The organism is Xanthomonas sp. 3058, from assembly GCF_014199765.1.
Lineage (GTDB): Bacteria > Pseudomonadota > Gammaproteobacteria > Xanthomonadales > Xanthomonadaceae > Xanthomonas > Xanthomonas campestris_B.
In genome coordinates, this window is sequence record NZ_JACHOF010000030.1 from 1 (window position 1) to 24,887 (window position 24,887).

Annotated in this window: 18 protein-coding genes; 7 read left to right on the top strand and 11 right to left on the bottom strand. The window is 67.8% G+C overall.

The window, feature by feature from the left end; genetic code table 11:
- Positions 1–549: 549 nt before the first annotated feature.
- Positions 550–1,731, top strand: a complete 1,182-nt coding sequence (locus GGR61_RS20245) for a benzoate/H(+) symporter BenE family transporter (RefSeq protein ID WP_184623669.1) — start codon at positions 550–552, stop codon at positions 1,729–1,731.
- Between the two features lie 294 nt (positions 1,732–2,025).
- Here GGR61_RS20245 and bphP read toward each other — a convergent pair whose 3' ends face one another.
- The 6 genes from bphP to GGR61_RS20275 form a co-directional block, all read right to left on the bottom strand.
- Entirely contained in the window at positions 2,026–3,930 is a 1,905-nt protein-coding gene (gene bphP, locus GGR61_RS20250) for a bacteriophytochrome BphP (protein WP_184623671.1), read from the bottom strand.
- Positions 3,927–4,520 carry a biliverdin-producing heme oxygenase gene (locus tag GGR61_RS20255; RefSeq protein WP_184623673.1) on the bottom strand — a complete coding sequence of 198 codons (594 nt, stop codon included), beginning with the start codon at positions 4,518–4,520 and terminating at the stop codon, positions 3,927–3,929. Before GGR61_RS20255 ends, bphP begins: the two co-directional genes overlap by 4 nt.
- Before the next feature lie 99 nt (positions 4,521–4,619).
- Positions 4,620–5,885 (bottom strand): TCR/Tet family MFS transporter, encoded by a 1,266-nt coding sequence (locus GGR61_RS20260; protein WP_184623675.1) that lies wholly within the window; start codon positions 5,883–5,885, stop codon positions 4,620–4,622.
- A 336-nt stretch (positions 5,886–6,221) separates the two neighbouring features.
- Positions 6,222–8,384, bottom strand: coding sequence for a lytic murein transglycosylase (locus tag GGR61_RS20265; protein ID WP_184623676.1), 2,163 nt, complete (start codon positions 8,382–8,384; stop codon positions 6,222–6,224).
- Between the two features lie 121 nt (positions 8,385–8,505).
- Positions 8,506–8,709, bottom strand: coding sequence for a hypothetical protein (locus GGR61_RS20270; protein ID WP_184408221.1), 204 nt, complete (start codon positions 8,707–8,709; stop codon positions 8,506–8,508).
- 652 nt (positions 8,710–9,361) lie between these two features.
- Positions 9,362–9,751 (bottom strand): YchJ family metal-binding protein, encoded by a 390-nt coding sequence (locus GGR61_RS20275; protein ID WP_184408222.1) that lies wholly within the window; start codon positions 9,749–9,751, stop codon positions 9,362–9,364.
- Between the two features lie 764 nt (positions 9,752–10,515).
- Between GGR61_RS20275 and GGR61_RS20280 the strand changes: the two genes are divergently transcribed.
- Positions 10,516–11,289, top strand: a complete 774-nt coding sequence (locus tag GGR61_RS20280) for a TSUP family transporter (RefSeq protein WP_184408223.1) — start codon at positions 10,516–10,518, stop codon at positions 11,287–11,289.
- A gap of 79 nt (positions 11,290–11,368) precedes the next feature.
- Here the strand turns inward: GGR61_RS20280 and GGR61_RS20285 are convergent, their stop codons facing one another.
- The 5 genes from GGR61_RS20285 to folE form a co-directional block, all read right to left on the bottom strand.
- Positions 11,369–12,550, bottom strand: coding sequence for a DUF3322 and DUF2220 domain-containing protein (locus GGR61_RS20285; RefSeq protein ID WP_184623678.1), 1,182 nt, complete (start codon positions 12,548–12,550; stop codon positions 11,369–11,371).
- Between the two features lie 130 nt (positions 12,551–12,680).
- Positions 12,681–16,106, bottom strand: coding sequence for an SbcC/MukB-like Walker B domain-containing protein (locus GGR61_RS20290; RefSeq protein ID WP_184408225.1), 3,426 nt, complete (start codon positions 16,104–16,106; stop codon positions 12,681–12,683).
- Positions 16,107–16,224: 118 nt separating this feature from the next.
- Positions 16,225–16,926: a DUF4194 domain-containing protein gene (locus GGR61_RS20295; RefSeq protein WP_184623680.1), complete on the bottom strand. Its 702-nt coding sequence runs from the start codon at positions 16,924–16,926 to the stop codon at positions 16,225–16,227.
- The gene (locus GGR61_RS20300) at positions 16,910–18,382 is read right to left on the bottom strand and encodes a DUF3375 domain-containing protein (RefSeq protein ID WP_184408227.1); all 1,473 of its coding nucleotides are present in this window, start codon (positions 18,380–18,382) and stop codon (positions 16,910–16,912) included. The genes GGR61_RS20295 and GGR61_RS20300 overlap by 17 nt, the downstream gene beginning before the upstream one ends.
- 281 nt (positions 18,383–18,663) lie before the next feature.
- A complete protein-coding gene (gene folE / locus GGR61_RS20305; protein ID WP_184408228.1) occupies positions 18,664–19,266 on the bottom strand; it encodes a GTP cyclohydrolase I FolE in 603 nt (200 codons plus the stop codon).
- Positions 19,267–19,396: 130 nt separating this feature from the next.
- Here folE and GGR61_RS20310 point away from each other — a divergent pair, with 130 nt between their 5' ends.
- From GGR61_RS20310 to GGR61_RS20330, 5 genes are all read left to right on the top strand, one after another.
- Complete coding sequence (locus GGR61_RS20310; protein ID WP_184408229.1) at positions 19,397–19,852, top strand: MarR family transcriptional regulator; 456 nt, start codon at positions 19,397–19,399, stop codon at positions 19,850–19,852.
- A gap of 101 nt (positions 19,853–19,953) precedes the next feature.
- Entirely contained in the window at positions 19,954–20,172 is a 219-nt protein-coding gene (locus GGR61_RS20315; protein WP_184623682.1) for a DUF1656 domain-containing protein, read from the top strand.
- Positions 20,169–21,092, top strand: a complete 924-nt coding sequence (locus tag GGR61_RS20320; RefSeq protein ID WP_184408231.1) for an efflux RND transporter periplasmic adaptor subunit — start codon at positions 20,169–20,171, stop codon at positions 21,090–21,092. The genes GGR61_RS20315 and GGR61_RS20320 overlap by 4 nt, the downstream gene beginning before the upstream one ends.
- The gene (locus GGR61_RS20325; RefSeq protein WP_184623684.1) at positions 21,089–22,549 is read left to right on the top strand and encodes an efflux transporter outer membrane subunit; all 1,461 of its coding nucleotides are present in this window, start codon (positions 21,089–21,091) and stop codon (positions 22,547–22,549) included. Before GGR61_RS20320 ends, GGR61_RS20325 begins: the two co-directional genes overlap by 4 nt.
- Positions 22,546–24,843: an FUSC family protein gene (locus GGR61_RS20330; RefSeq protein ID WP_184623686.1), complete on the top strand. Its 2,298-nt coding sequence runs from the start codon at positions 22,546–22,548 to the stop codon at positions 24,841–24,843. The genes GGR61_RS20325 and GGR61_RS20330 overlap by 4 nt, the downstream gene beginning before the upstream one ends.
- The last annotated feature ends 44 nt before the right edge of the window (positions 24,844–24,887 follow it).

Below are 24,887 nucleotides of genomic sequence, written 5' to 3' on the forward strand. Positions count from 1 at the left end.
CTTCGTCGTTTCCGTCGAAGCGAGCCGCCTAGTATAGCGGACTTTTTCTTACCGTCAACACCTTGTTTCCGAGGTGGTTGACGCCGCTTCGTTTCGACCCGAAGGTTTTCTGCGAAGCGAGCCGGCCATATTAGCAGGCTTTTCATCTCCGTCAACCCCTCGTGAAGAGGACGTTGCCGCCGCTGCACCTCAATCCGCCGTAGCGTCTTTCCGTGTAGCGAGCCGCCCATCATAGCCGGCTTTTGCGTTTCGTCAACACCTTGTGATGTTTCCGATTCGCCTCGTTCGTTGTTGCGATGCTTCGAGAAGCGCCGCCGTCCTGAGCGAGGTCGCGCAGTTTATCGAGCCTGCGCAGAAGTGCAAGCGTTTTTTGACACTGGCATGACACCGCCGCCGCTGCACGCATCCGCGAGGACCGATGCGACGCGCTAGTCCGACCTGGCGGCACTGCGCTATCTCTCTATAAAGACACGCTATCCATCGCAAGTGCACAGGTATCGATCACCGGCGTGCTCGGTGAGAATGCATGCACTCGTTAGAGAGCTCACGATGCCTTCCTCCCGCACCCTCAGCCTGCTCCGCGATCTGTCCCTGCCCGCGATTGCCGCGGGCTTTGTCACGGTGTTGGTGAGCTTTGCCAGTTCTGCAGTGATCGTGTTCGAAGCGGCGCGGCATCTGGGTGCGGATCAGGCGCAGCTCGCCTCGTGGATGTGGGCGCTCGGGATCGGCATGGGCATGACCTGCATCGGCTTGTCGCTGCGCTATCGCGTGCCGGTGGTGACCGCGTGGTCCACGCCGGGGGCGGCGATGTTGATCGGCAGTGCGGCCGGGGTGCCGTTGCGCGAGGCGATGGGTGCCTTTGTGGTGGCTGCGGTGCTCGGCATGGTGGCCGGCTTCTCGGGAGTGTTCGAGCGGGCGATTCGGCGGATTCCGATCTCGCTGGCCTCGGGCATGCTGGCCGGGGTGTTGTTGCGCTTCGGGCTGGACCTGTTCGTGGCGATGCAGAGTCAGGTGCTGCTGGCGCTGGCGATGCTGGCGACTTATCTGGCCGGCCGACGCTGGTTTGCGCGTTACGCGGTGATTGCGACCTTGCTGGTCGGGGTGGCGATTGCGGCCGGCAGCGGGTCGATGCAGTGGCAGAGCATCCGGCTTGAACTGGCCCACCCGGTGTTGGTGGTGCCGTCGCTGTCGTGGGCGGCGTTGTTCGGACTGGCGATCCCGTTGTTCGTGGTCACCATGGCGTCGCAGAACGTGCCGGGCGTGGCGGTGATCCGCGCCTGCGGGTACGAGGTGCCGATCTCGCCGACGATCGGCTGGATCGGGGTGACCAATACGCTGTTGGCGCCGTTCGGCGGCTATGCGTTGAACCTGGCGGCGATCACGGCGGCGATCTGCATGGGCCGCGAGGCGCATGAGGACCCGGCGCGGCGTTACACCGCTGCGGTGAGCGCGGGCGTGTTCTATCTGCTGATCGGGGTATTCGGTGCGACCGTGGCGGCGGTGTTTGCGGCGTTCCCGCGCGAGCTGGTGATGGCGATCGCCGGGATCGCGTTGCTGGGCACGATCGGCAACAGCCTGGCGGCGGCCTTGCAGCAGGACAGCGAGCGCGAAGCGGCCTTGATCACCTTCCTGGTGACCGCATCGGGGCTGACGCTGGGCGGGATCGGTGCCTCGTTCTGGGGCTTGGCGGCCGGGACGATCGCCTTGTTGGTGGTGCGGCCACGGGCTTAGACAGTGCGCGCCATCTCATGGATGGAGTGCTTGCAGGATGACGTGAGCGGGACGTCGTGCCCGATCGCACGACGCAATGCAGGCAGCAGGGCCGCGAGCGGCCTGCTGCGACTTGCACTCCGCGTGGCACCAAACACATCGCGTTGTGGTCGCCAGGCAAGGGGCATTCGGGCTGGTGGCACGGCCACCCGACCGTTGCGATGCCCCTGACCCCTGCCCGCTGAAAGGAAGGCGTCTCCACAGCGGCATCCTTCTCCCTGCGGAGCAAGCAAGCCGCTGTGTTCCGGCCAGCGCTTATTCGGGATCGCGCAGCTGCAACAGCCAATGGGCGGTGACGCCGCTGGGGCTGGGCAAGGGTTCGAGGTGGAACTGGCGGTAGACCGGCGAACCATCCTGCGAACGCAATGGCAGGGTGACATAGGCGGCGCGCCCTTGCAGCAGCGCGTCTTCGAGCAATTCCACCTTGGAGCGGGAGGCATCGTTGGCCAACAAGGCCAGGATGTCGCAGCCGATCAGGTCGGCCACTTCGGTCTGACTGAGTTCGGCAAAGGCCGGGTTGACGAACATCAGGCGGTGCGCGGCACTGGTTGCGCCGCGTTCGATGATGGCCACACCGTCGCGCAGACGCGAGAGCGAGGCTTCGAGCAGGGTGAAATCCTGCTGGAAGCGCTTGCGCTCCATCAGTTCGATCAATACGCGCAGGCTGCGCGCCGATTCCAGGTGCAGTGGCGACCAGCGGCGCGCGCGGCCGCGCACGGTTTCCTGCCAGAGGTCGAAACTCTTGCGCGGCGACAGCCGCGAGTTGGGAATGTCCGCCAGTTTGGCCAGCTGCGGGTTGCCGGCCCATTTGACCTGCTGCACCTGCTCGCGGCGGGTCCACAGCAAAGCGCTACGCGATTGCGGCATCAGCGGGACGAAGATGAAGCCGGCCGCCAGCGGGGCGAGGTCGGCCAGGTGCGGGAACACGTCGCCGATCGCATCCACATGCAGGGCGCCGACCGCATCCTCGCGCAGGGCGTCGTGGTGTTCGGATTCGATGTGGTCGCGGATGCGCCGCAGCGCAGCGACATCGGGGGTGCTGCCATGCCGGCTGATCTCGTTGCCATGGAAGATCGCCACGCCGTCGGCATCGACCACGTCCATCAGGTCCGGCGCCATGTCGGCGAGCATTTCCACGGTCATCTGGTCGGCGTCGTTGAAGTCGGTGATCAACTTCTCGCGCACGGTGAGTAGCACCGATTCCATGTGCGCACGCGCCACCGCCTGCAATGCGCCAATGCGCCCGGCTAGCGCGCGGGTCACCGCGTCGGTGGCATCGCGCATGGCATGGCTGGTGAAGTGCGGGCTGTAATGGTGGCAGGCGATCAATCCCCACAGCGCATCGTTGACGACGATCGAGGACACCAGCGTGGCGGTCACGCCCATGTTGGCCAGGTATTCCAGATGCACTGGCGACACGCTGCGAAGACTGACATCGCTCAAATCCACCGGGGTGCCCAGGTGCGGATGCAGCGTGGGTTCGATCGGCGACGCCTGGTAACCGACATCGGCGATCTGACGCACGCGGTTGCGCAGGTACAGCGCGCGCGCCTGCGCCGGGATGTCGGTGGCCGGGTAATGCAGGCCGAGATAGGCGTCCAGGTCGGGTTGGCGCGCTTCGGCAATGACGTCGCCGTTCCACTCTTCGTCGAAGCGGTAAATCATCACCCGGTCGAAGCCAATCATGCTGCGCAGGCCCTTGGCGGCGCGCACGGCGGCTTCGGCGATGCCGGGATCGCGCTCGATGCTGCGCAACAGCGGCAGCGCTTCGCGCAGGGTGACGTCCATCAGGCGCGCGTCGCGCGGCTCCATCTCGATCAGCCATTGCTCCGGATACAGATGCCAGGCGGCAACCCAGGGGCGCTCGGTGGGGGCTGCGCGCAGCGGAAAGTGCACGTCGGCGTGCAGCAGGTGCTGCGGTTGCTCGTCGACCGCGAACGGCTGCTCGCCGGGCAGTTCCAGCACCTGGGTGTAGGACATGCCCAGCAGCTCGGCCAGCGGCACGCCGAGCAGCTCGGCGGCGGTGGTGCTGGCCTGCACGATGCGGCCGTCGGCCGGTTCGATCACCAGCAAGACGCCGTACGGCTGGATCAGGCCGGGAATATGGATCGGCTCACGTGCACAGACATCCATATCCAGGGGTTCGGTGGGCTGATTCACGGGCGCGGCTCCGCTGCAAGGCAGGTATGAAAGTGGGAAAACATGGCCTGCGCGCCGTCGATGGCGGCGTCGCGCGCGGAAGGAGTGGTCAGACGCTGGTCGAGCACGGCCTGGAAACGGCGCCAGCCGGCCGGATCATCGTCGGCCAGTTCGAAATAGCGCAAGGCGTCGGCCAGCGCGGGCTGCTGCTTGCGCAAGGTGCGCGCGATCATCCGCCCACCCAGTTGCGAGCCTTCGATGACGTACAGCATGCCCCAGCGCGCGGCATCGCTGCCGGCGGCGGGCGCTGCGATGGGCGCATCCGGTTGCTGGCCGAGCGTGCGCAGATCCTCGCCCAAGGCCGGCAGGCGGCGCCGGTAGTGCCAACCGGTGCCCACCAGGCTGCAGAGCCAGTCGTTCAAGTGGTCTTCGAAGCCGGCCAGCAAGGCATGGTGGCGGCGCAGGATCTGCGCATAGGCAGCGCGATCGACCCGCCCCTGCCCCAACGCCTGCATCAGCGGGACCGTTTCGACCAGGCGATGGGTGTCCTGTGTGGCGTGGCGCAACGCGAGCGCGGCCGATGGCGGAACAGCCAGGGTGTCAGGACACATAGGGAGTCGAGGCGGTGCCGCGGCACGGAGTGCACCAGCCTAGCAGTGCCCGCGCAAATCAGAAAAAGCGGGCGCGAGCACAAGCTGAATAGGTTGGCATCAGCCCGGTGCAGCGGGAGCGATGCCGGGGCCACGCCCTGCCCGCTTCCAGGCCATGACCCAGCCTGCGGCGAGCAGGAGGCCGGCCAGCAACCAGGGCGCACCCGGCAGATGCCAGGCCGCCCCGGCGCCGATAAACCAGGCAAAGACGTTGGCGAACAACAACGGGCCGGCGATGCCGGCCAGGCTGACCAGGCTGGTGAGCGCGCCTTGCACGCGGCCCTGCGCATCGGCGCCGACCTGGCGGGTGATCAGGGACTGCGCTGCCGGTGCGGCGATCGCCCAGAACGCGCTGATCGGCACGCCGATCAGGAACGCCGTGCCACTGTCGGCCAACCCGTAGATGACGAAACCGACCACCCCGCAGCCCAGACCCAGCAGCAGCGCGCGACGTTCGCCCAGCCAGCGCACCAGCCGGCCGACCAGCAGCGCGTTGACGATAATGCTGCACACGCCGACACCGGCCAGCACCCAGCTGACTTCACGCGGGCCCCAGCGATATTGGTAGCCGGCGAACAGCACGAAGATGCTGGGATAGACGTAATGGGCCAGATTGGCCAGGAACACCACCGAGGCCAGGCCGAACACCTGCGGATAGCCACGCAGCAGCTTGAGCGCGCCGAGCGGGTTGGCGTGCGACCAGTCCAGGCGTGGCGTGCGGCGTTCGGCGGGCAGCGATTCGGGCAGCACGCACCAGCCGTACAGCACGTTCAACAAGGCCAGCCCTGCGGCAAACCAGAACGGCCAGCGCAGGCCGATGCTGCCCAACCAGCCGCCGATCAATGGGCCGGCGACAAAGCCAATGCCGAACGCGGCGCCGAGCATGCCGAACGCGCCAGCGCGTTTATCGGCGGGGGTGACATCGGCGATGTAGGCATTGGCGGTGGAGAAGCTGGCCGAGCATACGCCGGAGATCACCCGCGCCAGCAGCAGCATCGGCAACGAGTGGGCCACGGCCATCAGGATGAAATCCAGCCCCAGGCCCAGGCACGAGAGCAGGATCACCGGGCGTCGGCCGAAGCGATCGGACAAGGCACCCTGCAGCGGCGAGCAGACGAACTGGATGGCCGCGAACAGGAAGCCAAACCAGCCGATCCAGCCGGCCGCCACGGCGTAGTCGCCACCGGTGAATTGCCGCACCAGATCCGGCAGCACCGGAATGATCACGCCGAACGCCAGCACGTCGATCAGCACGGTGATGAAGATGAAGATCAGCGCGGCGCGGCGCCGGCCCGTGGCGGGAGCGGGATCAGGAGAGAGGGGCATCGCGCGGCGCAGAGGAGCGAGGCGGCGAGTGTAGCGGGTGGGATTGGGTGTGCGCGGCGCTGGGCCCTCATCCGCCCTTCGGGCACCTTCTCCCGCAGGCGGGAGAAGGGACGCGGGAGAAGGCGGGCGTGGAAGAGGTAGGTGGTGCGCGGGCGTGGGGCGCTGGCGGCTGACGGCGAACAGCGAACAGCGAAAAGCTGGCGGCTGGCGGCTGGCGGCTGGCGGCGAACAGAGAACAGCGAACAGCTGACAGCTGACGGCTGACGGCTGACGGCAAATAGCAGGCGGCAGGCGGCAGGCGGCAGGCGGCAGGCGGCGGCAAGCGTGCGCTGGCAGTTACTCGATGCTGATGGTCTGGGTCAGCGTGTGGCTGGCGCCGGGTGCGAGTTCGATCACGTCCGGGCCGGCGTTGGCCGCTTCCAGGCAGACGTAGTCGCGCCAGCCCTCGCCCACGTCGGCCATCTTCTTGCCGGCCTCTTCGCCCGGGTTCCAGGCCACCAGCGAGCGGCTGCCCTGGGTGGCGATGACGATGCGCCGGCCGAGCACCGGATCGGTCAGGGTGTAGCGGCCGCCGGCGTTGGTGTAGATGCGGTCGCTGCGGCCGGGATCGCGTGGATCGCGCAGGCTCCAGTCGCCCTGCTGGCGGTGGGCGGTGGCGTAGTTCTCGTACTTGTCGAGATAGTCCAGCCCGTCCAGGCCCTGCACGCTGACCTTGAGCGCGTCGCCGACGCGGAAGTAGTTATGCAGCGCCTGGGTGAACCGCACCGGCGTCTTGCTGGTGTTCTCGGTGATCAAACGTTGTTCGAGGGTGCGGCCGATGCGCAGGGTCATGTGCAGACGCAGGGCCAGGTCGTCGAAGGTCGGCGGCGTCAGGGTGAGCACCAGGGTGCCGTCGTCCTCGCGGCGGCTGTCGGTCAGCTGCCAGGGCACGGTGCGCACGAAACCGTGTGCGGGGACCTCGCCGGTCTGGTCCTGGCGGCCGAAGTACGGCCAGCAGACCGGTGCGCCGCCGCGGATCGGGGTCGGCGGCTGCTTGGCGATCGGCGACAGCCACATCACGTCCTGCCCGCCCTTGGGCACGAACGACAGCAGCTGGCCGCCGAACAGGCTGATGGCGGCGGTGGAGAACGGGGTGTCGATCAACAGCGAGGGAAAGCCGTGAAAGTCGCCTGTGCGCAGGCCAGTGAGGTCGGACATGGGGGGGGCCTTCTGGACGATGGGGGATTGGGCGAATGCGGGATAGGCGGCCGGCAGCTTGAACGCGGTGGCGCGGACGGCGGCCGCACCGGTGACCGGCGGGGCGGCGCGCAGGGCGGTGAGGATGCGTTGACCGGGGCGGCCATCGGCCGGTTGCAGGCCCAGGCGGGTCTGTTCGACCTGGATGGCACGGCGGCTGGCGGTGCCGATCATGCCGTCGGCCTCGCCGATCAGGTGGCCGCGAGCCAGCAGCAACTGCTGCAGTTCGCGCCGTTCGGGACGGCCCAGGCCGGGGTCGTCGGTGGGCCAGGCGGTGACCAGGCCAGGGCCGCCGCGCAGGCGGTCGGCGAGCAAGGCGATCGACAGCGCGTAGCTTTCGGCGGCGTTGTAGGCGTAGATCGCGTCGTAGTTGCGGAAGACCAGGAAGGCCGGGCCGGTGGCGCCGGCCGGTAGCAACAGGGCGGCTGCGGTGTCGGCGGAGATACCGGTCGGCGCCAACGCCTTGCCGTCGGTGCCGAGCAGACCAGCGTTCTGCCAGGCCTGCAACGGTTGGCGCCGGGTGCGCCCGGCCTTGCTGGCATCGAAACCGGCGGGCAGGCGCACTTCCATGCCCCAGGGGCGGGCGCGTTCCCAGCCGGCCTTGACCAGATAGTTGGCGGTGGAGGCCAGCGCGTCGGGGATGCTGGAGACCAGGTCGCGACGGCCGTCGCCATCCCCGTCCACCGCGATGCGCGTATAGGTCGAGGGCATGAACTGGGTCTGCCCGAAGGCACCGGCCCAGGAGCCGGTCAGTTCCTGCGGGGACAGGTCACCGCGTTGCAACAGGCTGAGCAGCGCGAGGAATTCGCCGCGGAAGAACGGCTGGCGGCGGCCTGCGCACGACAGCGTGGCCAGCGACACCAGCAGCGGGCGCTTGCCGGTGACGCGACCGTAGTCGCTCTCCACCCCCCAGACCGCCACGATGGTGGCTGGATCGACGCCGGTCTGTTCGGACAGGCGGGTGAGCAAGTCGCGGTGGGTGACCAGCATGGCCTGGCCATCGGTGACGCGCTGGCTGTCGACCAGGCTGGCAAGGTAATCCCAGATCGGCGTGCTGAATTCGGGCTGCGCATCGAGCAGCGGCAACACGCTCGGGTCGGGCGCCAGGCCGGCGGTGAAACGCTGGAAGTTGGCGGCATCCACGCCCTTGGCGGCGGCCTGGGTCTGCAGCCCGGCCAGGCAGCGGTCGAAGACCGGGTCGGCGCTGGCGGCCAGCGGCACCAGTGCGATCAGTAGCGCGAAGGCACGCCGCAGCGGCGTCATGGCGTGGTGGCCGGCATGTGGGCGAACGTCATGCGATGGGGCGCTCCTGCGGCAAGTCGAGCCGACGAGGATAGCCAACCTGGCTGGTTTCAGGCGTGCAGGGCGGCGATGCGCCCTTCCACTAGCTGCCGTCGCCGGTGATGCCGCTCAGCAGCGACAGGCCCGGCGCCGACGGGCCGACCTCGATCGGGCGGCGGCGCGCCCGGCGCGGACGGTCGTGGCGTGGACCGAACCAGATCATTGCGGTGGCAAGCAGCAGCGGCAGCACAATCGCAAACAGCGTGACTGTCAGCAACACCCAGTGCCAGAGATTGAGACTTGCCATGATCCGTGTCCGCCCTGACGGCGAGCTTCGCCGCGCGGCAAGCTTCCGGGATCGCCTGCGAACGTGGTGTCGAGAAGACGCGGCCGCGCATGCCGCTTGTCGGTCGCTTGTTCAATCCGGGCGACCTCGGCGCCTCCCCAATCCCCACAGCGGCGCTGCACGCCCGTTTGCACCCACACGTCCCCCCACGTTGGCCAGGGCGCAGCCGCGCGGTCACGGTGCGGCCATTGCAGGCCAGGCACTGCCTGACTGGAACAGCGCGGTATCACGGCACGCTTTTTTGTGGGCCAACGATGACGCCCACACTGTCTCGGGCCGACGCTCGGCCGGCGACGCCAATGCCGGCGGAGTGGGCGTGGGAGCGGACGTGGATCTGGATATCTTGGTCGGCATTCCAGGTGCGCGCCTGGGCGTCTCTACTGCGGGGTATTGCCGCAGCAGCGTCTTGCAAAAACCCATCGGCAGCACTGTCAATGTCCATCAACGTCCATGGCCTCTGGTTCCCGCAGCAGCGGGCCTGGGAGCAGACCTTCGCAAAAGGTGGGGGCGCGCCACGTTACGCTGCCTGATGCGCATGGAGAGCGGCGTGCGGCACGCTTGCAGCGCCGATGCGCCGGTCCACGCGACGCTGCGGTCGCTGAGCGCCTGGCGCTCAGCGTGCGTCGAGGTAATACCAGCGGCCGTCTTCGCGCACGAAGCGGCTGTGTTCGGTCATGCGCACCGCGCTGCCGCCGCCGATGCGGTAGCGGGCCAGGAACACCACCTCGGCGGTATCGGTGCCGGTGACAGTGGCGCGCTGCACGGTGAGGCCGAGCCAGGTGGTCCGGCCGCCTTCGTCCAGCGATAGCTCGGGCGGGCGTGTGGACGGGTGCCAACTGCTGAGCAGGTAGGCCACATCGCGGCGCACGTAGGCGCTGTAACGCGCACGCATCAGGGTTTCGGCATCGGCCGCGGCGGTGCCGGCGTGGTATTGCCCGCAGCATTGCGCGTACGCGCCAGCGCGGCCGCAGGGACAGGGATCGGTGGATGCAGGGTTCGCCATGCGGCAATTGTGCGCGATGGGATTGGGGATTGGGGATTGGGGATTGGGGATTGGGGATTGGGGATTGGGGATTGGGGATTGGGGATGCGGGATGCGGGATGCGGGATGCGGGATGCGGGATGCGGCTTGTACGCGTTATTGCAGGTCTGCAGGGGTTGCTTGGACGACCGATGCCGCGGTTTGTCATGGCGTTCTCCGGCAAGCGATGCGGGCTCGTTTTTTTTGACAAGCTAAGGTCTGGTGTGGCGTTTGAGGCGGCGGATGACAGGCTGGTGCGGTTGCACGGCAGCAGGGCGTTGCCCCGTCCCCTCACCCCAACCCCTCTCCCGCACGCGGGAGAGGGGCTAGTGCGCGTGCAATCTCGAGGTTCCTACACCGGTGCGACATCCTGATTGCCCGGTGCGACATCCTGTTTCCCGGAGCAACGTCCCGACTCCCGCGCGTGCCAACTCCCCGCATGCGACCTCCCTTCTCCCGCGCATGCCGACTCCCGCATGCGACTTCCCTTCTCCCGCGTGCGGGGGAAGGTGCCCGCAGGGCGGATGGGGGAAGGATGCCAGCAGTCGATCAAGGCGATGCCTCTCACGGCCGAGGGCGCTTCGGTATGGGCGCTTGCTGGTGCGCGCACGCGCGATCCGATGTGCCGATCATGGCTTCCGGCGTGGCGCAGGCAGCGACGTGTTCGCAGGCACCCCACCCTGCGCTGCGGTCGCGCCGGGTTGGTGCTGCGGCTATGCTGGCGCCCCCTCGCGCGGAGCGCCGCCTTGCTGGACCTGATTCCCACCGAATTGCCGTGGCTGCTCTGCATCGCCTTCGTTGCCGGGCTGGTGGATGCGGCGGTCGGTGGTGGCGGGTTGATCCAGTTGCCCGGCATGTTCGCCACCTTGCCGCAGCAGACACCGTCGCTGATCCTGGGCACCAACAAGTTCAGCGCCATGTTCGGCACCGGTGTGTCGGCGTGGCGCTATGCGCGCAACGTGCGCTTTCCATGGCGGCCGGTGCTGTACGCGACGGCGGCGGCCTTTACATTTTCGTTTCTGGGCGCGACCGCCGTCAGCCTGATGCCCAAGCAGGCAGTGCGGCCGCTGATCCTGGCGCTGCTGATCGCGATGCTGATCTACACGTTGATCAAGAAGGATTTCGGTGCGCTGCATCGGCCACGCGAGATCGGCCGGCGTGAGTTGGCCACCGCGCTGGCGATGGGCGCGGCGATCGGGTTCTACGACGGCTTCTTCGGGCCGGGCACCGGCAGCTTTTTGATCTTCCTGTTCATCCGCTTTTTCGGGCTGGATTTCCTGCGCGCCTCGGCCGCAGCCAAGGTGGTGAACCTGGCCACCAACCTGGCGGCGCTGTCGTTCTTTTTGCCCAGCGGCCAGGTGATGTTGGCGCTCGGCATTCCAATGGCGGTGGCGAATGTGGCCGGCGCCGTGGCCGGCACGCGGATGGCGCTGCGCGGCGGCACGCCGCTGATCCGCAAGTTGTTCCTGGTGCTGGTCATCGTGTTGATCGGCAAGATGGGCTGGGACCTGCTGCACTGAGCGCGCCTGCAGACACGCGTGGCTTGGGTTGGCCGATGCCGTTGATTCCCGCTGGCCTGTGACCCGATCGGGTCGCCGCTCACTCGGCCAATGCGGCCTGGATGCGCGGCCAGGCATAGTCCCAGGCGATGCGCTCCTGCTCCAGGCGCGGGGAAGGACCGAACCGGCCGTCACGCAAGTCTGCATACAGGCGCTGTTCGTCGTCGCTGAGCGCCTCCAGGCGCTGGGCGCGGTGCTGCTTGCGTTCGTGCCCCCACAGCGCGCGCGGGGTGGCATGCAGGGTGGCCTGGTCCATCAGCAAGGCGATGGTGTGTGGCGCATGCGTGCGCAAGCGATGCAGGATCGCCAGGCCGTGGGTGTCGATGTCGCCCCAGTAGTACAGCGGCAACGCGCGCAGCCAGTCGATGCTGCGCACGTACTCGATGGCGTACCCGCGCGCCATCAGCACCACCGTGCCCGGCAGTGCTTCGCAGGCCAGACCGGTCTCGCGGTTCTCCACGATGAGCACGCGGCGCGCCGGCAGGCGTAGCGCGGCGATCTGCGCAATCGGTGCGGTGATGTCTTCCAACCCGCCTAGCTGCTGGCGCAGGGCTGGATCGAGCAATCGCAAACGCAGCCGATCCGGCGCGCTGCGCAGGCCGGACAGGCTGGCGAAGCTGCGTGGTTCGGCGATGCCGCGCAGGCTGGCAAGCCAGTCGGCGATCACCTTGCGGTGGGGGTCGATCCATTTGCTGTCGATGCCGGCGATGGGAAGCTGACGCAGGAACAACCCGCTGTCGCGGTGCCGGTGCAGCCAATCGACCACGGCGACCAGCCGGGAGAAGTCGGCCTCGGGCCAGTCGGCCAGCAGATCGAATTGACGGCGTAGCCGCGCTGCCAGCGCGACCGCCTGCGGCCAGCGCGCCTGCAACGCCGCGCAACGTTGGCTGGCGCGCTCCCAGCGCGCGGCCTCGCCAAGCGCGGCGGCAACCTGGGCGGCATCGTCCAGCACCCAGGCGTGCGGCAGGCGTTGCGAGCCCAGTTGCGGCCAGGCCACATCGCGGTACTCCACCCGACCCGGCAGGCCGCTGCGGTTCCAGCTCTGCAGCCAGTGGCCGAAGGCATCGAAGCGTGCGATGGCCTGCGCCTGGGTCGGCACCCGCAACCCAATCGGTTGCGGTCCGCCCTGCCCGATCAACCACTGCCCGCGTGCGCGCTGCCATTGTCCGCGCAAGGCCTGCAGTGCGGCGGCCGGCAGCAGCATCGGCGAGACGGCCGCCATCAGTGGGCGTTCGCGACGGTGCGGCGGTGGCGCGCAGCCGCCACACGCGTGGGATCACCCGCTGCGGGTACGCAGGCAGTGCACCTCTGGCCGGGCGCTCCCAAAGCGCAGTGCGGGCATCCAGCGCAGCTCATGCGGTGGAGGGTGGTGCGACGCCATCGTCGACAGACGGCTCGATCGGTGCCGCCGCTGCGGTTGCGCTACGCGAGCGCTCGGGCAGCTTGAGCCTGCGCGACTGTTGGTCGTATTCGATCAGCAATACGCCCGAATCGTGACGGCCGCTGATCTCGACAAAGCAGGCGCCGCCAATGAACGGCTCCAGCGTCATCACCGATTTCAGCGGCGTGGCCACCACCATCTGGAAACCGAAGTTCTCGAAGATGTTCATCGCCAGGGCGGTGAATTCGTTGTCGGCCTTGTCGAAGGCTTCGTCCAGCACCACGGCCGCATACCGCGGCAGTTCACCGTCCTCGCCGCCAAGCTGGTAGCGCAGCGCGGCGGCCAGACAGGTGGTTGCCAACTTCTGCCGCTGGCCGCCGGATTTGCCGGCGCCGCTGCGGTAGATCTCCACCTGCTGGCGGGTGGCCGCATCCAGTTCGACGCCGACGAACTCCACATGCAGGCGCACATCCAGCACCAGCTCGCGCCAGCGCCGGTCTTCGCCGTCGGCCGAGCCGAGCTTGCGCACCAGTTCGCGCAACACCGCGAACTGCTGTTCGGCCACGTCGCGCTGCTCGGTCTGGTGATGGCCGAGTACATCGCGCAGACGCTGATGGAAGTCGATCACCTCCGGCAGGCGGCGGTCGCTGAGTTCGATGGTCAGCAGCGTGCCGTGGTTGAACGGCACCTGCTCCAGGCTGGCATTGACCTCGTCCAGACGCTGGGCAATCGATTTGCGCGCCTCGGCGGTGTAGCGCTGCAAGGCGAGCAGATTGTTCTTGCTCTGGCTCTGCAACAGCTCGAAGAAACGCGCTTCGTGCTGGGGCAGGCCATCGCGCTGGAGGCGCTGCAGCCGCGCGAGGAAATCGTCGGCGCCGGACAGGCTGACGGTGAAGTCGCCGCTGTCTTCGGGCCAGTGCTGGCAATAGCGGCGAAAGCAGCCGAGCAGCAACTGTTCCAGCCGATTGTGCTCGCTGTCGCTGGCGCGTAGTTGCTCGGTCAGCGCGTTGTCGATGCTGCGGAACTGCGCATCCAGGTTGTCCAGGGTGAGCACGCCCAGGCCGGCCACGCGCTCGCTCAACCCCTGCTGCTGCAATGGCGTGATCACACGCTGATCGGCATCGGCACAGCCCAGCCGGGTTTTTTCCAGCCGCTCGCGTTCGCCCTCCAGCTTGGCGCGCTCCTTGCGCACGTCCTCGAACGTGCGCCTGGCCTGTTCCAGATCGCCGCGCGTGCGCTCGATCGCCTCACCCAGCGCACGCAGGTTGGCATCGCCTTCGCGCAGCTGACGCAAGGCGTTGGCGATATCGTCCAGCCGCTGCAGCGGCGCGGCCACATCGATCTCTTCCCAACCCAGGTTGGCCAGGGTGTGCTGGGCCAGGCGCCGGCTGCCATCGCGTTCGCGGCGCGCACGCAGCTCGGACACATCGGCATCGCAGGCGGCGATGCGTTGCGCCAGCGCGATGGCTTCGCGTTCGAACAGCGCCAGCTTGTCGCGGTTGTCGAAGCCCAGCAGCCAGCGCCGACGGTCGCCCACCGCATGGCGGTCGTCCTTTTCATAGCGCTCGCCCGGGTGCTTGACCTGGCCTTCGCGGGTGATCGCGCGCTCTGCGGTGCGCAAGGCATTGGCGTTGTCGACGCAGTCGTAGTCGAAGCGCTTGCCCAGCTCGCGGCGCAACCAGCCGGCGAACGGATGATCGCGCAGTTCCAGCTTGTGCAGCAGCGAGGCGCTGGCGGGTTCGCGCCCCGTCAGCGCCTGTTCGTTGTTGCGCACCCGGTAATAGACCAGGCGCGTGCCCAGATGGGTGCGATTGACCCAGTCGGCGACCTCGGCGTAATGCCGCTCGTCCACCAGCAGCGACTGCGCAAAGCCATGCAGCACGCGCTCGATGGCACCGCGCCAACTGGCGTCTTGCGCACGCACCTGGATCAACTCACCCACGAACGGCAACGCTGCCTCGGGCACGCCGGTCTCGGCACTCAGGCGCGCGCGCAGGCTTTGCATCGGCGCCGGAATATTGGAGGGGTTGCGGGTGAGCGCCTCGATCTCGGCGCGCACCTGCGCAAAGCGCTGGGTGTCCTCGCGCTTGCCGGCGATGCGTTCGCCGATCGCCTCGTCCAGTTCGGCCGCCAACCGCTGCCCGTCCTCCAGTGCGGCGCGCGCCTGTGCAGACTGCTCGGCAAAACCATGCGCATTGTCGGCCAGCGTCTGGTCGAGCTGGCCGCAGGCCTGGTCGGCCTTGGCGCGCTTGGCGCTGCGGCGCGCAAGTTCGCCCTGCAGCTGGAGCTGCTCGCGTTCCAGCGCATCGATCCGCTCGCCCCCCTGGCTGCGCCGCTGGGCCTCCAGGTCGGACAAGCGTTGCTGGTGGTTGTCCAGCGCAGCGTGACGCTGGCCTTCCTCGCCAGCCAGTCCCTGATCGTGCACGTCCAGTGCGTGCAGGCGCGCATCCAGCAAGGCGAGCCGACGCTGCTCGCGGTAGGCATCGATGCCGAGCTTGAGCTCCTGCAGCTGCCCGCGCTGGCGCTGCACCTGTTGCAGCGCATCGTAGTGCGCGCGCGCCGGCAGCAGCGTTTCGACCTGACGCCGCGCCGTGACCACCGCCTGGTGTGCACCATCGAGCTCGGCAAAATCGCCCACCAACCGCTCGCAGGCGTCGAAGGTCTTGGGCTCTTCGAGCATGAACCCGCGCAGGAACACATTGAGATCGCCGAGATTTTTCGCCGACTGGGTCTTGTGCAGCAGCCGCAACGCCATCTCGTTGGCGATGCCCAGCTGATGACGGAAGCGCTCGGCATAGCCGGAGAAATTCTCGAAGTGGGCGATGCCGTCGCCCAGCCGCGCCTTGAGCTTGCGCAGATCCAGATCGAAGCCGGCCAGCTCGCTGGCGATATCGAAGCTGCGCTCGACCACCATGTAGTGCTTGCGCACGTCGGCTGCCGCCGCGCCGTTGCCGGCGATCCAGAACAGCCGCACCAGGCTGATCACTTGCCCCTCGCCATTGCGGTATTCCAGCACCAGCGCGGTCCAGGTGGCGCCCTTGCGCAGATACTGGGTGGCGATTTCGCCGGAGGCGCTGTCCTGCTGGTCGGCCCAGGCGCCACGCACATACGACACCAGGTTGCGATCGCGACCACTGCGTTCGGCCTCGCGCGCAGCGGCGTTGAAATCGACCAGGCTGGGCGGGGTCAGCAGCGCCGACATCGCATCCAGCAAGGTCGATTTGCCCGACCCGGAACGGCCGACGAACAGAAAGCCCTTCTCGGCGATCGGCACGTCGGTCAGGCCGTTGAACGTGCCCCAGTTATGCACCTGCAGGCGGCGCATGCGGAACTGCTGCAGGCGCGGGTCGGGCAGCGTCTCTGCGAACAGGCTGGAAGGCGTGGAAGAAGATTTCATTGCGACAGTTTAGGCCGTGTCATGCAGGTGAGCGCCGGTGGCGTGGGACTGGAACGTGCCGCTGCAACCGCCAGGGCCGCTGCGGCCGACCAGCGGGCGTGCGCCGGCACGTGGCACGCTAGGACTCGCCCGCATCGCCCACGGTGCCGGGCTGCTCGCGCAACTGGCGATAGACCTGCGCCAGCGCGGAGACATCCTCGGCCGAGAACAGCAGCTTGAGCGTGGGCGAAACCTCGTAGCGATTGTCGTCGCCGCGCAGGCGGGTAAGCACGTGGTTGTCCTTCATTTTCTGGATGGCATTGCCGACCCGGCGCATGAACCCGGCACGGTCGGTGGACAGGTTTTTTTCGTACACCGCCAACGCTTCGCTCAACGCTGCATCCTCGACCACCGCACGCACGCCGCGCACATCGGCTTCGGCCAGTTGCTGGCGCAGATGCAGCAGCAATACCGAGTCGATGAAGGTCAGCGGCGAAGAGCGCAGCAGCACCGGCGCGTCCAGCTCGCCGGTCTCGGCCTGGCGGGTGAAGGCGACGCCGGCTTCGCGGTCCAGCACCAGCTCCAGGAACAGATCGGCCAGACTGCTGCGCACGGCCGCTTCGTGGCGCAGCAACGCCGGCCACAACTTGCTGTGCCGCTGCACGTCCACGCTGGGTCCGCTGAGCAGCTGGCACAGTGCGCGCCGGGCATCCAGCGCAAGCCTGCCGCTATCGCCGGGGAAAAGCGCCTGGCCGGTGTCAGCGTCGGTGACCGCACCCTCGTCGGCGTGGTCGGTGTGTTCCTGATCGTCTGCTGCGGCGTTGTCAGCCTGCCAATTCATTGCGTTTCTCCTGGCTGAACCACACTAACGGGATGCGTGCGCGACGCCACTGGCCGTCGCCACCGCACCACTGCGCGATCTCGCTGTGTTGCGCATCGACCCGACCATGCCGCGTGCCCAGCGACAGATACCCGATCACGCTGCCCAGCCCCTGCTCGGCCTGCCGTTGCGCCAGCACCTGCGCGATGGACAGCTGCGCGTGATCGCCCAGCAGCTCGTACAGATCGCGGCGCAAACTGCGGAAATCGATCTCCGATTGCGCGACCAGATCGCCCACGCTGTCCAGCGAGATTGCCGCCGCGTCGTTGCGCTGGATGCTGCCATCGACCTGCGCCTGACGCGGATCGTGCAGCCGCCACTGCGACAACGAACGCAATCGGCTGGTGGTCAGGTTGAGGTCGCGCCCGATCGGGCGCTGCGCGCGCAGGTGGTCGCGCAGGCCGAGCGCTTCGGCCTGCGCCTGCTTGAGCAACTGGTTGAGCCGGCGCTGTTCCAGATAGCCGCGGCTCTGCACGAAACCGCGCAGGCTGCGGGCGAAATGTTGCATCACATCGTGCACCTGGCCGCCGCGTTCGAGCATGGTGCCGGTCAGCCCGCGCAGGAAGCTACGCTCGCGGCGATCGAGCTTGCGCGCGAACGCGCGCGCCAGCACCGTCTCCAGCGCCGCATCCAGCTGCGCACTCTGTTCGGCATCGTTGAGCAAGCCCCAGAACGCCTGAAAACTGCGTCCGGCCTCGCTGTCGCCGATGACGTCCACACCTTCGAACAGCTTGGTCAGCACATCGCCGCGCTCGCCCTCGTCGTCGATGATGCGCTCGCGAAACTGCCGGTTGAGTTGCTCGAAATCTTCGCGCACGCGGCGGAAATCCTCGGTCAGTTCGTCGGCCAGCGCGATGACCTGGCGTGCGCGCTCCAATGCGCGCTTGCCGTCCAGCGACGCGACCTTGCCGGCGGACACCCGCGCGATTTCTGCATCGATGCGATCGCGTTCGTCGCGCAGCGCCGACAGCCGGGCATCGGGATTGGTTTCGGTCAGTGCGGCCAGTTGCGACAGTTGCTGCATCACCAGCGCCAGGCGGCTTTCGGTGGCGGCGCCACGCGCATGCTCCAGGCCGTCGGCAAAGCGAATCGCCTGCAGGGCCTGTGCGGACAGTTCGTATTCCTCCTGCTGGGCGCCATCGGGCAGGCGCCGTTCCAGCCAGCCCTGGTTCAACCAATGCGCCACATAGGCCTGCGCGGTGCGCGGCAATTCGCGCGAGAGCTGATCGACATTGAGCTCGTCGAGCATGCGCTGCAGGCGCTCGTGCAGCACTGCCGCCGGCAGGCGGCGCTCGCTGTCCAGCAACAGCGTCTGCAGCAGACCGATGACCTCCGGCGCCTGGTCGGCGGCCAGCAGTTTCCACAGCGGCTGCTCGCGCAGGGTGCGATAGCGGGCAATGCGGGCACGGTGTTTCATGGCAGTGTGCGGTCAGCAACATCGATCACCGGCGGCATGATCGCAGGCGCGGCGGACATGCGGACACGCGCCTGGCACAAGCCAGAGCGCATCGGCGCGGCTGCACGCCGCGTCGGCGGGCATTGCACGTTGCGCCGTGGTGCTTTTGCCATGCCGGACTTGCCAGCCAGGCCGTTAAAGGTTGCTTGTTCCACCGAGTAGATCTGCATGCGGCTCCTTGCAGGCGACGGTCATGGTGCGGTTCGACCCAATCTATCAGCCGCCAACACGCCATGAATGCCTCAACGCTTGCCGCCCACTTCGATGAACTGCAGGAACTCGGCGCGGGTACGCGCGTCTTCGCGGAAGCTGCCGAGCATCTTGGAGGTCACCATGCTGACGCCGCGCTTGTGGATGCCGCGCGTGGTCATGCACTCGTGCGAGCCTTCCACCACTACACCCACCCCGCGCGGTTGCAGTACGTCCTGGATGCACTGGGCGATCTGCGCGGTCATCTTTTCCTGCACCTGGAAGCGGCGCGCATAGCTTTCCACCACCCGGGCCAGCTTGCTGATGCCCACCACCTTGCCGCTCGGCAGGTAGCCCACGTGCACCTTGCCGATGATCGGCGCCATGTGGTGCTCGCAATGGCTTTCGTAGGAGATGTCGCGCAGCACGATCAGCTCGTCGTAGCCGGCGACTTCTTCGAAGGTGCGTTCCAGGTATTCGCGCGGTTCTTCGCGGTAGCCGCTGAACCAGTCGCCATAGGCTTCGGCGACCCGGCGCGGGGTGTCCAGCAGGCCCTCGCGGGCTGGGTCCTCGCCGGCCCAGCGCAGCAGGGTGCGCACGGCGTCTTCGGCCTGGGCCTGGGTGACGGAAGAATCGGGCTGGTCGGACTGGCTCATGCGCAGGTGCACCCAAAGGGGGCGAGCATGGTACCCGAGGACGGGCCGGCCGCCCCAGTGGCGGTTGCGGCCGCTGCCACGGGTTCAGTGACTATTGATTCATTATTGAATTGATAGGATGCTATCTATTATGACGAACAACAGTCCTTCCCCGCGTGCCCAGGTCAGCTCCGGCCTGCTGGTCGCCGCCCGCCAATGGCAGCGGCTGGCCGACCAGGCATTCGCCGACGTCGGGCTGTCCAGTGCCTGTACCGGGCCGCTGCTGACGATCGGCCGCTCCGGCGGTGGCATCCGCCAGGTGGCACTGGCCCAGCAACTGGGGATGGAAGGCCCGTCGCTGGTGCGGCTGCTGGACAAGCTGGCGGCCCAGGGGCTGGTCCGCCGCGAGGCCGACAGCAGCGACCGCCGCGCCAATCAGCTATGGCTGACCGACGCAGGCCAGGCGCTGGTCGGGCAGATCGAGGTGCGCCTGGACGCGCTGCGCGCCGAGGTGTTTGGCGCACTCAGCCAAACGCAGGTGGAGACGGTGCTGACGTTGTGGGAACAGATCGCGCAGGCGCATGCGCGGCTGGGTCAGTCCGACTGAGTCAGTGGGAAGGCGTCGCCCTGCGACGCGTGTAGTGCCCTGCCGATGTCCTGACGCGCGCGCTGCGCTGCGCCGGGCGTCGTTGTTTTCTCTTACCCAGGATGTGCCCGATGTACGGCGAATTCAGTCTCTACGGTGTGTTCGTTCCCACCTTGCTGGCGTTGATGACGCTGGCCTATCTGCTCAACAGCACCATCGGCGCGCTGCTGACCCGCGCCGGCGCGTACCGCCACATCTGGCACCCGGCGCTGTTCAACCTGGCGCTGTACATCGCGCTGCTGGGCGGCCTGTTTTTCCTTACCCGTTGGATGCAATCGTGAAAAAGCTGATCAAGACCGCGGGGCCGGCGCTGCTGACCCTGGCGATGGTGGTGGTGGCTGCCGTGGTACTGCAGCACCTGTGGCGTTACTACATGGAGGCGCCGTGGACGCGCGATGCGCACGTGGGCGCCGATGTGGTGCAGGTGGCGCCGGATGTGTCCGGGCTGGTGGAATCGGTGGCGGTGGACGACAACCAGGCGGTCACGCGCGGCCAGCTGCTGTTCGTGGTGGACCGCGCGCGCTATGCGATCGCACTGGAACAGGCGCGCGCCGCGCTGGCCGAGCGCCAGGCCACGTTGAGCCAGTTGCGCCGCGAGATCGCACGCGACCGCAGCCTGCAGGACCTGGTCGCCGCCGAGGATGCCGAGGTGCGCCGCTCCAATGTGCAAAAGGCGCAGGCCGCCGTGGCCACTGCGCAATCGGCGGTGGACCTGGCCCAGCTCAATCTGGACCGTACGCAAGTGCGCAGCCCCGCCGATGGCCATGTCAGCGACCGCACCGTGCGCGTGGGCGATTACGTCAGCGCCGGGCGCCCGGTGGTGGCGGTGCTGGATACCGGTTCGTTCCGCGTCGATGGCTATTTCGAAGAGACCCGCCTGCATGGCGTGCATGCCGGCCAGCGCGTGGACGTGCACCTGATGGGCGAGCCGGTCACGCTGCACGGGCATGTGCAAAGCATCGCTGCTGGTATCGAAGACCGTTACCGCAGCGGTAGCGCCGGCGCGTTGCCCAATGTCACTCCGGCGTTCGACTGGGTGCGGCTGGCGCAGCGCATCCCGGTGCGCATCGTGCTGGACCAGGTGCCCACGCACGTGCAGCTGATCGCCGGGCGCACCGCCACGGTGACCATCCTGCCGGACGCCGTGCGCCCTGCTCCGGCCAGCGCGCCTGCCCGCGTGCAGGCGAAGGCCGCGCCATGAACCGCGCTGCGTTACGCCCTGTGTCCCTGGCCGCACTGCTGGTCGCGCTGAGTGCGTGCAGCACGGTCGGCCCGAACTACGCCGTGCCGGACGATTCGGCCTACCAGCGCCCGGCCGCCAACGCCGCGTTTCTCGACACCGGCAACGCCCAGGTGCGCCCCGGCGCGCCGCTGCCGGCACGCTGGTGGGCGCTGTATCAGGACCCGATGCTGGATGGCTTGATCGAACAGGCCTTGCGCGACAACGTCGAGTTGAAGGTCGCCGGTGCCAACCTGCGCCGCGCCGCCGCGGTGTACGAACAGGCGCTGGACGCGGGCGGTTTCGACTACGAAGTGGAGGCCGGCGTCAGCCGCGCGCAGGTCTCGGCCGAGGCGTTCCTGCAGCAGGAAAAGCTGCCGGTGTTCAACCTGGCCGATGGCAAGTTCGGGGTGTCGTACCAATTCGACCTGTTCGGCAAGCTGCAACGTGGTGCCGAGGCCGCGCAGGCCGATACGCAAGTCGCCCAGGCCGCAATCGATCTGGCCCGCGTCAACGTGGCCGCGCAGGTCGCCGGCAGCTATGTGGAGATCTGCCACGCCAACCACGAGCTGCATGTGGCCGAGCAGTCGTTGCAATTGCAGCAGCGCAGCCGCGAGATCACCCAACGCTTGATCGCCGCCGGACGCGGCACGCCACCGGATCTGGCCCGCGCCACCGCGCAGGTGGCGATGCTGGAAGCGGCGCTGCCGCCGCTGCGGGCGCGTCGCCAGGCGGCCGGTTACCAACTGGCTGCGCTGCTCGGCAAGACGCCCGGCGAGGTGCCGGCCGGCGTGGACAGCTGTGCGCATGCGCCGGCCTTGCAGCAACCGATTCCGATCGGCGATGGCCGCGCGCTGCTGGCGCGTCGCCCGGATGTGCGCCAGGCCGAACGTCGGCTGGCGGCAGCCACCGCACGCATCGGCGTGGCCACTGCCGAGTTGTATCCGGAGATCCGTCTGGGCGGTTCGATCGGTGCCACCGGCCTGCTGGCCGATTTCGGCGAGCAGGCTACGCATGCCTGGTCGTTCGGCCCGCTGATTTCGTGGACGCTGCCCTCCAGCGGTGCCCGTGCACGCATCCGCGCCACCGAAGCCGGCGCCGACGCGGCGCTGGCGCAGTTCGACCACACCGTGCTGCAGGCCTTGCGCGAGGTGCAGACCACGCTGTCGCGTTACGCGCAGGATCTGGACCGCCTGCATCTGCTGGAACAGGCGCAGCAACAGGCCGACCTGGCGTCGGCGCAGAACCGGCGCCTGTATCAAGGCGGGCGCACGCCGTATCTGTCCAGCCTGGATGCCGAGCGCACACTGGCCACCGCCGACATGACGCTGGCCAATGCGCAGGCGCAGGTCTCGCAGGATCAACTGCAGCTGTTCCTGGCGTTGGGTGGCGGTTGGGAAACCACGGCCGACCACACCGACCCGACGGCCGCGCGATGAGTGCGCTGCTGCGCGACCGCCAGGCCTGGCTGTTTTCGGCCAAGACCTTCGCCGCGTCGATTGCGGCGTTGTACGTGGGGCTGGCCGGTAATCTGTCGCGACCGTACTGGGCGATGGCCACGGTCTATATCGTCTCGCAGCCGTTGCTCGGTCCCACCCGCGCCAAGGGCGTGTACCGCGTGCTCGGCACCTTGCTGGCCGGCGCGGCGACCCTGGTGATGTTGCCGAAGCTGGTGGAGACGCCGCTGTTGCTGAGCGCGGCGATGGCGTTGTGGCTGTCGGCCTGCCTGTTCCTGGCGCTGCTCAATCGCGGCCCGCGCGGTTATGCGTTCTTGTTGGCCGGCTATACCACCGCGTTCATTGGTTTTCCTGCGGTCACAGCGCCCGAAGGCATCTTCGACACCGTGGTGGCCCGCAGCGAGGAGATCATTCTCGGCACGGTGATGGCGGTGTTGTTCGCCGCGCTGGTGTTTCCCGCCTCGGTCAAGCCGATGCTCACCGCGCGCATCGGCAACTGGATGCAGGACGCGGCGGAATGGTGTCGGCAGGTGTTGCAGCGCGGTCCATCGCAGGCACCGCGCAATCGGCTGGCCGCCGACCTGGTGCAATTCGAAGCCTTGATCGCCTTCGTGCGCCACGACGACCCGCGCCATGCCGGTGCCGTCCCCGCGCTGGAACAGCTGCACGCACGCATGCTGATGCTATTGCCGGTGCTGTCGTCGATTGCAGATCGGCTGGATGGGTTGCAGCGCGATGGGTCTGCGTTGCCGATTGAAACGGCCACGCTGCTGGAGGACGTCGCGGCCTGGGTGGATCGGGGCGAGGATGCACGCAGCGATGCGGACGTCGACGCCTTGCATGCACGCATCGCCGCACTGCGCCCGGTGGTCGATCAGGACATCGAGCATCTGCTGCTGGCGAGCCTGCTGCTGCGGCTGGAAGCGTTGCTTGATCTCTGGCAGGACTGCCGCGTGCTGCAGCAGGCCTTGGTGCAAGGTGCGGCGACGCCTGCGCTGCGTGCCTCGCCCGCGGTCGCGATACAACCTGCAACCGCGGGATCACCCGAGCGAACTGAGGCGCGCGCCCCGCGTTCGCGCACGCAGTCGTCGTTGCTGCAGCGCCTGGGTTGGTCACAACGCGATGCTGCAACGGCGGCGTCATCCACACAGGTCGACCAGGCGCTGGAAGAATCCGCTGCACGTTCGCGCATGCAGTCCACGCTTCTGCAAGGTCTCGTCGGGTCACGACCCCAGACAACCGATGCGCCTGCGAGTACCACCCGCCATTTTGATCTCGGCATGGCCGCGTTTTCCGCGCTGAGCGCGGGTTTCGCCCTGATGGCGTACTGCGTGCTGTGGATCGGCATCGGTTGGGAAGGCGGCGGCAACGGCGCGATGATGGCTGCGGTCACTGCCGCGTTCTTCGCCGCGCAGGACGACCCGGCGCCAAGCATGCTGTCGTTCCTGACCTGGGCGGTGGTGGCCAGCGTGGTCGCCGGCATCTATCTGTTCGGCATCTTCCCGGCCATCCACGATTTCCCGCTGCTGGTCGTGGTGCTGGCGGCGGTGTTCCTGCCGATCGGCGCATTGCTACACCGCCCCAAGACCATGCTGATCGCACTGCCGCTGGTGGTGAATCTCACCGCGTTGCTGAGTTTGCAGAACACCTACAACGCCAACATCCAGAGCTTCGTCAATGCAGCGGTGGCGATGGTGGTGGGCATTGGATTTGCGGTGGTGCTGACGCGGCTGTTTCGCTCGGTCGGTGCCGAATGGAGCGCGCGCCGGTTGGTGCGCCAGGGCTGGCGCACACTGGCCGATGCCGCCGAAGGCCACGGCATGCAGGATCGCCAGCACTTTGCCGCGCGCATGCTGGATCTGCTGGGCCTGCTCGCACCACGGCTGGCATTGACGCCGGAAGGCAGCGATCTGGCCTCGGTGGATATGCTCAACGAGGTGCGTGTGGGCTTGAACATCCTGCAACTGCGCAGCGCGCGACATGGTTTGCCGCAGACCAGTAAGGATGCGGTGGACGTGATCCTGTGCGAGGTTGCGGCGCACTACCGGCAGCAGATTGCGCAGCAGCGGCCGTTGCCTGGGCCGGATGCGCTGCGTGATCGTCTGGACGCCTCGCTTGCGCGCGTTGGCACGGTGCCGGCGGAGACGCATCGCGATGACGCGCTGCTGGGTTTGATCGGGCTGCGTGACAGCGTATTTGCAGTGGCGGCGCCGCGCGCCCCCCATGGAAACCCCGGTACTCAGCCGCCTGTAGCCGCCCTCCCTGCGGGGCGATGAGGCCGTGCTTGCGCGCCACTGGCGCGCATGCCTTGCAGCGCCCG

Bases quoted from the DNA above. Each gene is read 5' to 3' on its own strand.
- GGR61_RS20245 (WP_184623669.1), top strand. From the start codon at position 550: ATGCCTTCCTCCCGCACCCTCAGCCTGCTCCGCGATCTGTCCCTGCCC.
- GGR61_RS20255 (WP_184623673.1), bottom strand. From the start codon at position 4,520: ATGTGTCCTGACACCCTGGCTGTTCCGCCATCGGCCGCGCTCGCGTTG.
- GGR61_RS20260 (WP_184623675.1), bottom strand. From the start codon at position 5,885: ATGCCCCTCTCTCCTGATCCCGCTCCCGCCACGGGCCGGCGCCGCGCC.
- GGR61_RS20265 (WP_184623676.1), bottom strand. From the start codon at position 8,384: ATGACGCCGCTGCGGCGTGCCTTCGCGCTACTGATCGCACTGGTGCCG.
- GGR61_RS20270 (WP_184408221.1), bottom strand. From the start codon at position 8,709: ATGGCAAGTCTCAATCTCTGGCACTGGGTGTTGCTGACAGTCACGCTG.
- GGR61_RS20275 (WP_184408222.1), bottom strand. From the start codon at position 9,751: ATGGCGAACCCTGCATCCACCGATCCCTGTCCCTGCGGCCGCGCTGGC.
- GGR61_RS20285 (WP_184623678.1), bottom strand. From the start codon at position 12,550: ATGGCGGCCGTCTCGCCGATGCTGCTGCCGGCCGCCGCACTGCAGGCC.
- GGR61_RS20290 (WP_184408225.1), bottom strand. From the start codon at position 16,106: ATGAAATCTTCTTCCACGCCTTCCAGCCTGTTCGCAGAGACGCTGCCC.
- GGR61_RS20295 (WP_184623680.1), bottom strand. From the start codon at position 16,926: ATGAATTGGCAGGCTGACAACGCCGCAGCAGACGATCAGGAACACACC.
- GGR61_RS20300 (WP_184408227.1), bottom strand. From the start codon at position 18,382: ATGAAACACCGTGCCCGCATTGCCCGCTATCGCACCCTGCGCGAGCAG.
- folE (WP_184408228.1), bottom strand. From the start codon at position 19,266: ATGAGCCAGTCCGACCAGCCCGATTCTTCCGTCACCCAGGCCCAGGCC.
- GGR61_RS20310 (WP_184408229.1), top strand. From the start codon at position 19,397: ATGACGAACAACAGTCCTTCCCCGCGTGCCCAGGTCAGCTCCGGCCTG.
- GGR61_RS20315 (WP_184623682.1), top strand. From the start codon at position 19,954: ATGTGCCCGATGTACGGCGAATTCAGTCTCTACGGTGTGTTCGTTCCC.
- GGR61_RS20325 (WP_184623684.1), top strand. From the start codon at position 21,089: ATGAACCGCGCTGCGTTACGCCCTGTGTCCCTGGCCGCACTGCTGGTC.
- GGR61_RS20330 (WP_184623686.1), top strand. From the start codon at position 22,546: ATGAGTGCGCTGCTGCGCGACCGCCAGGCCTGGCTGTTTTCGGCCAAG.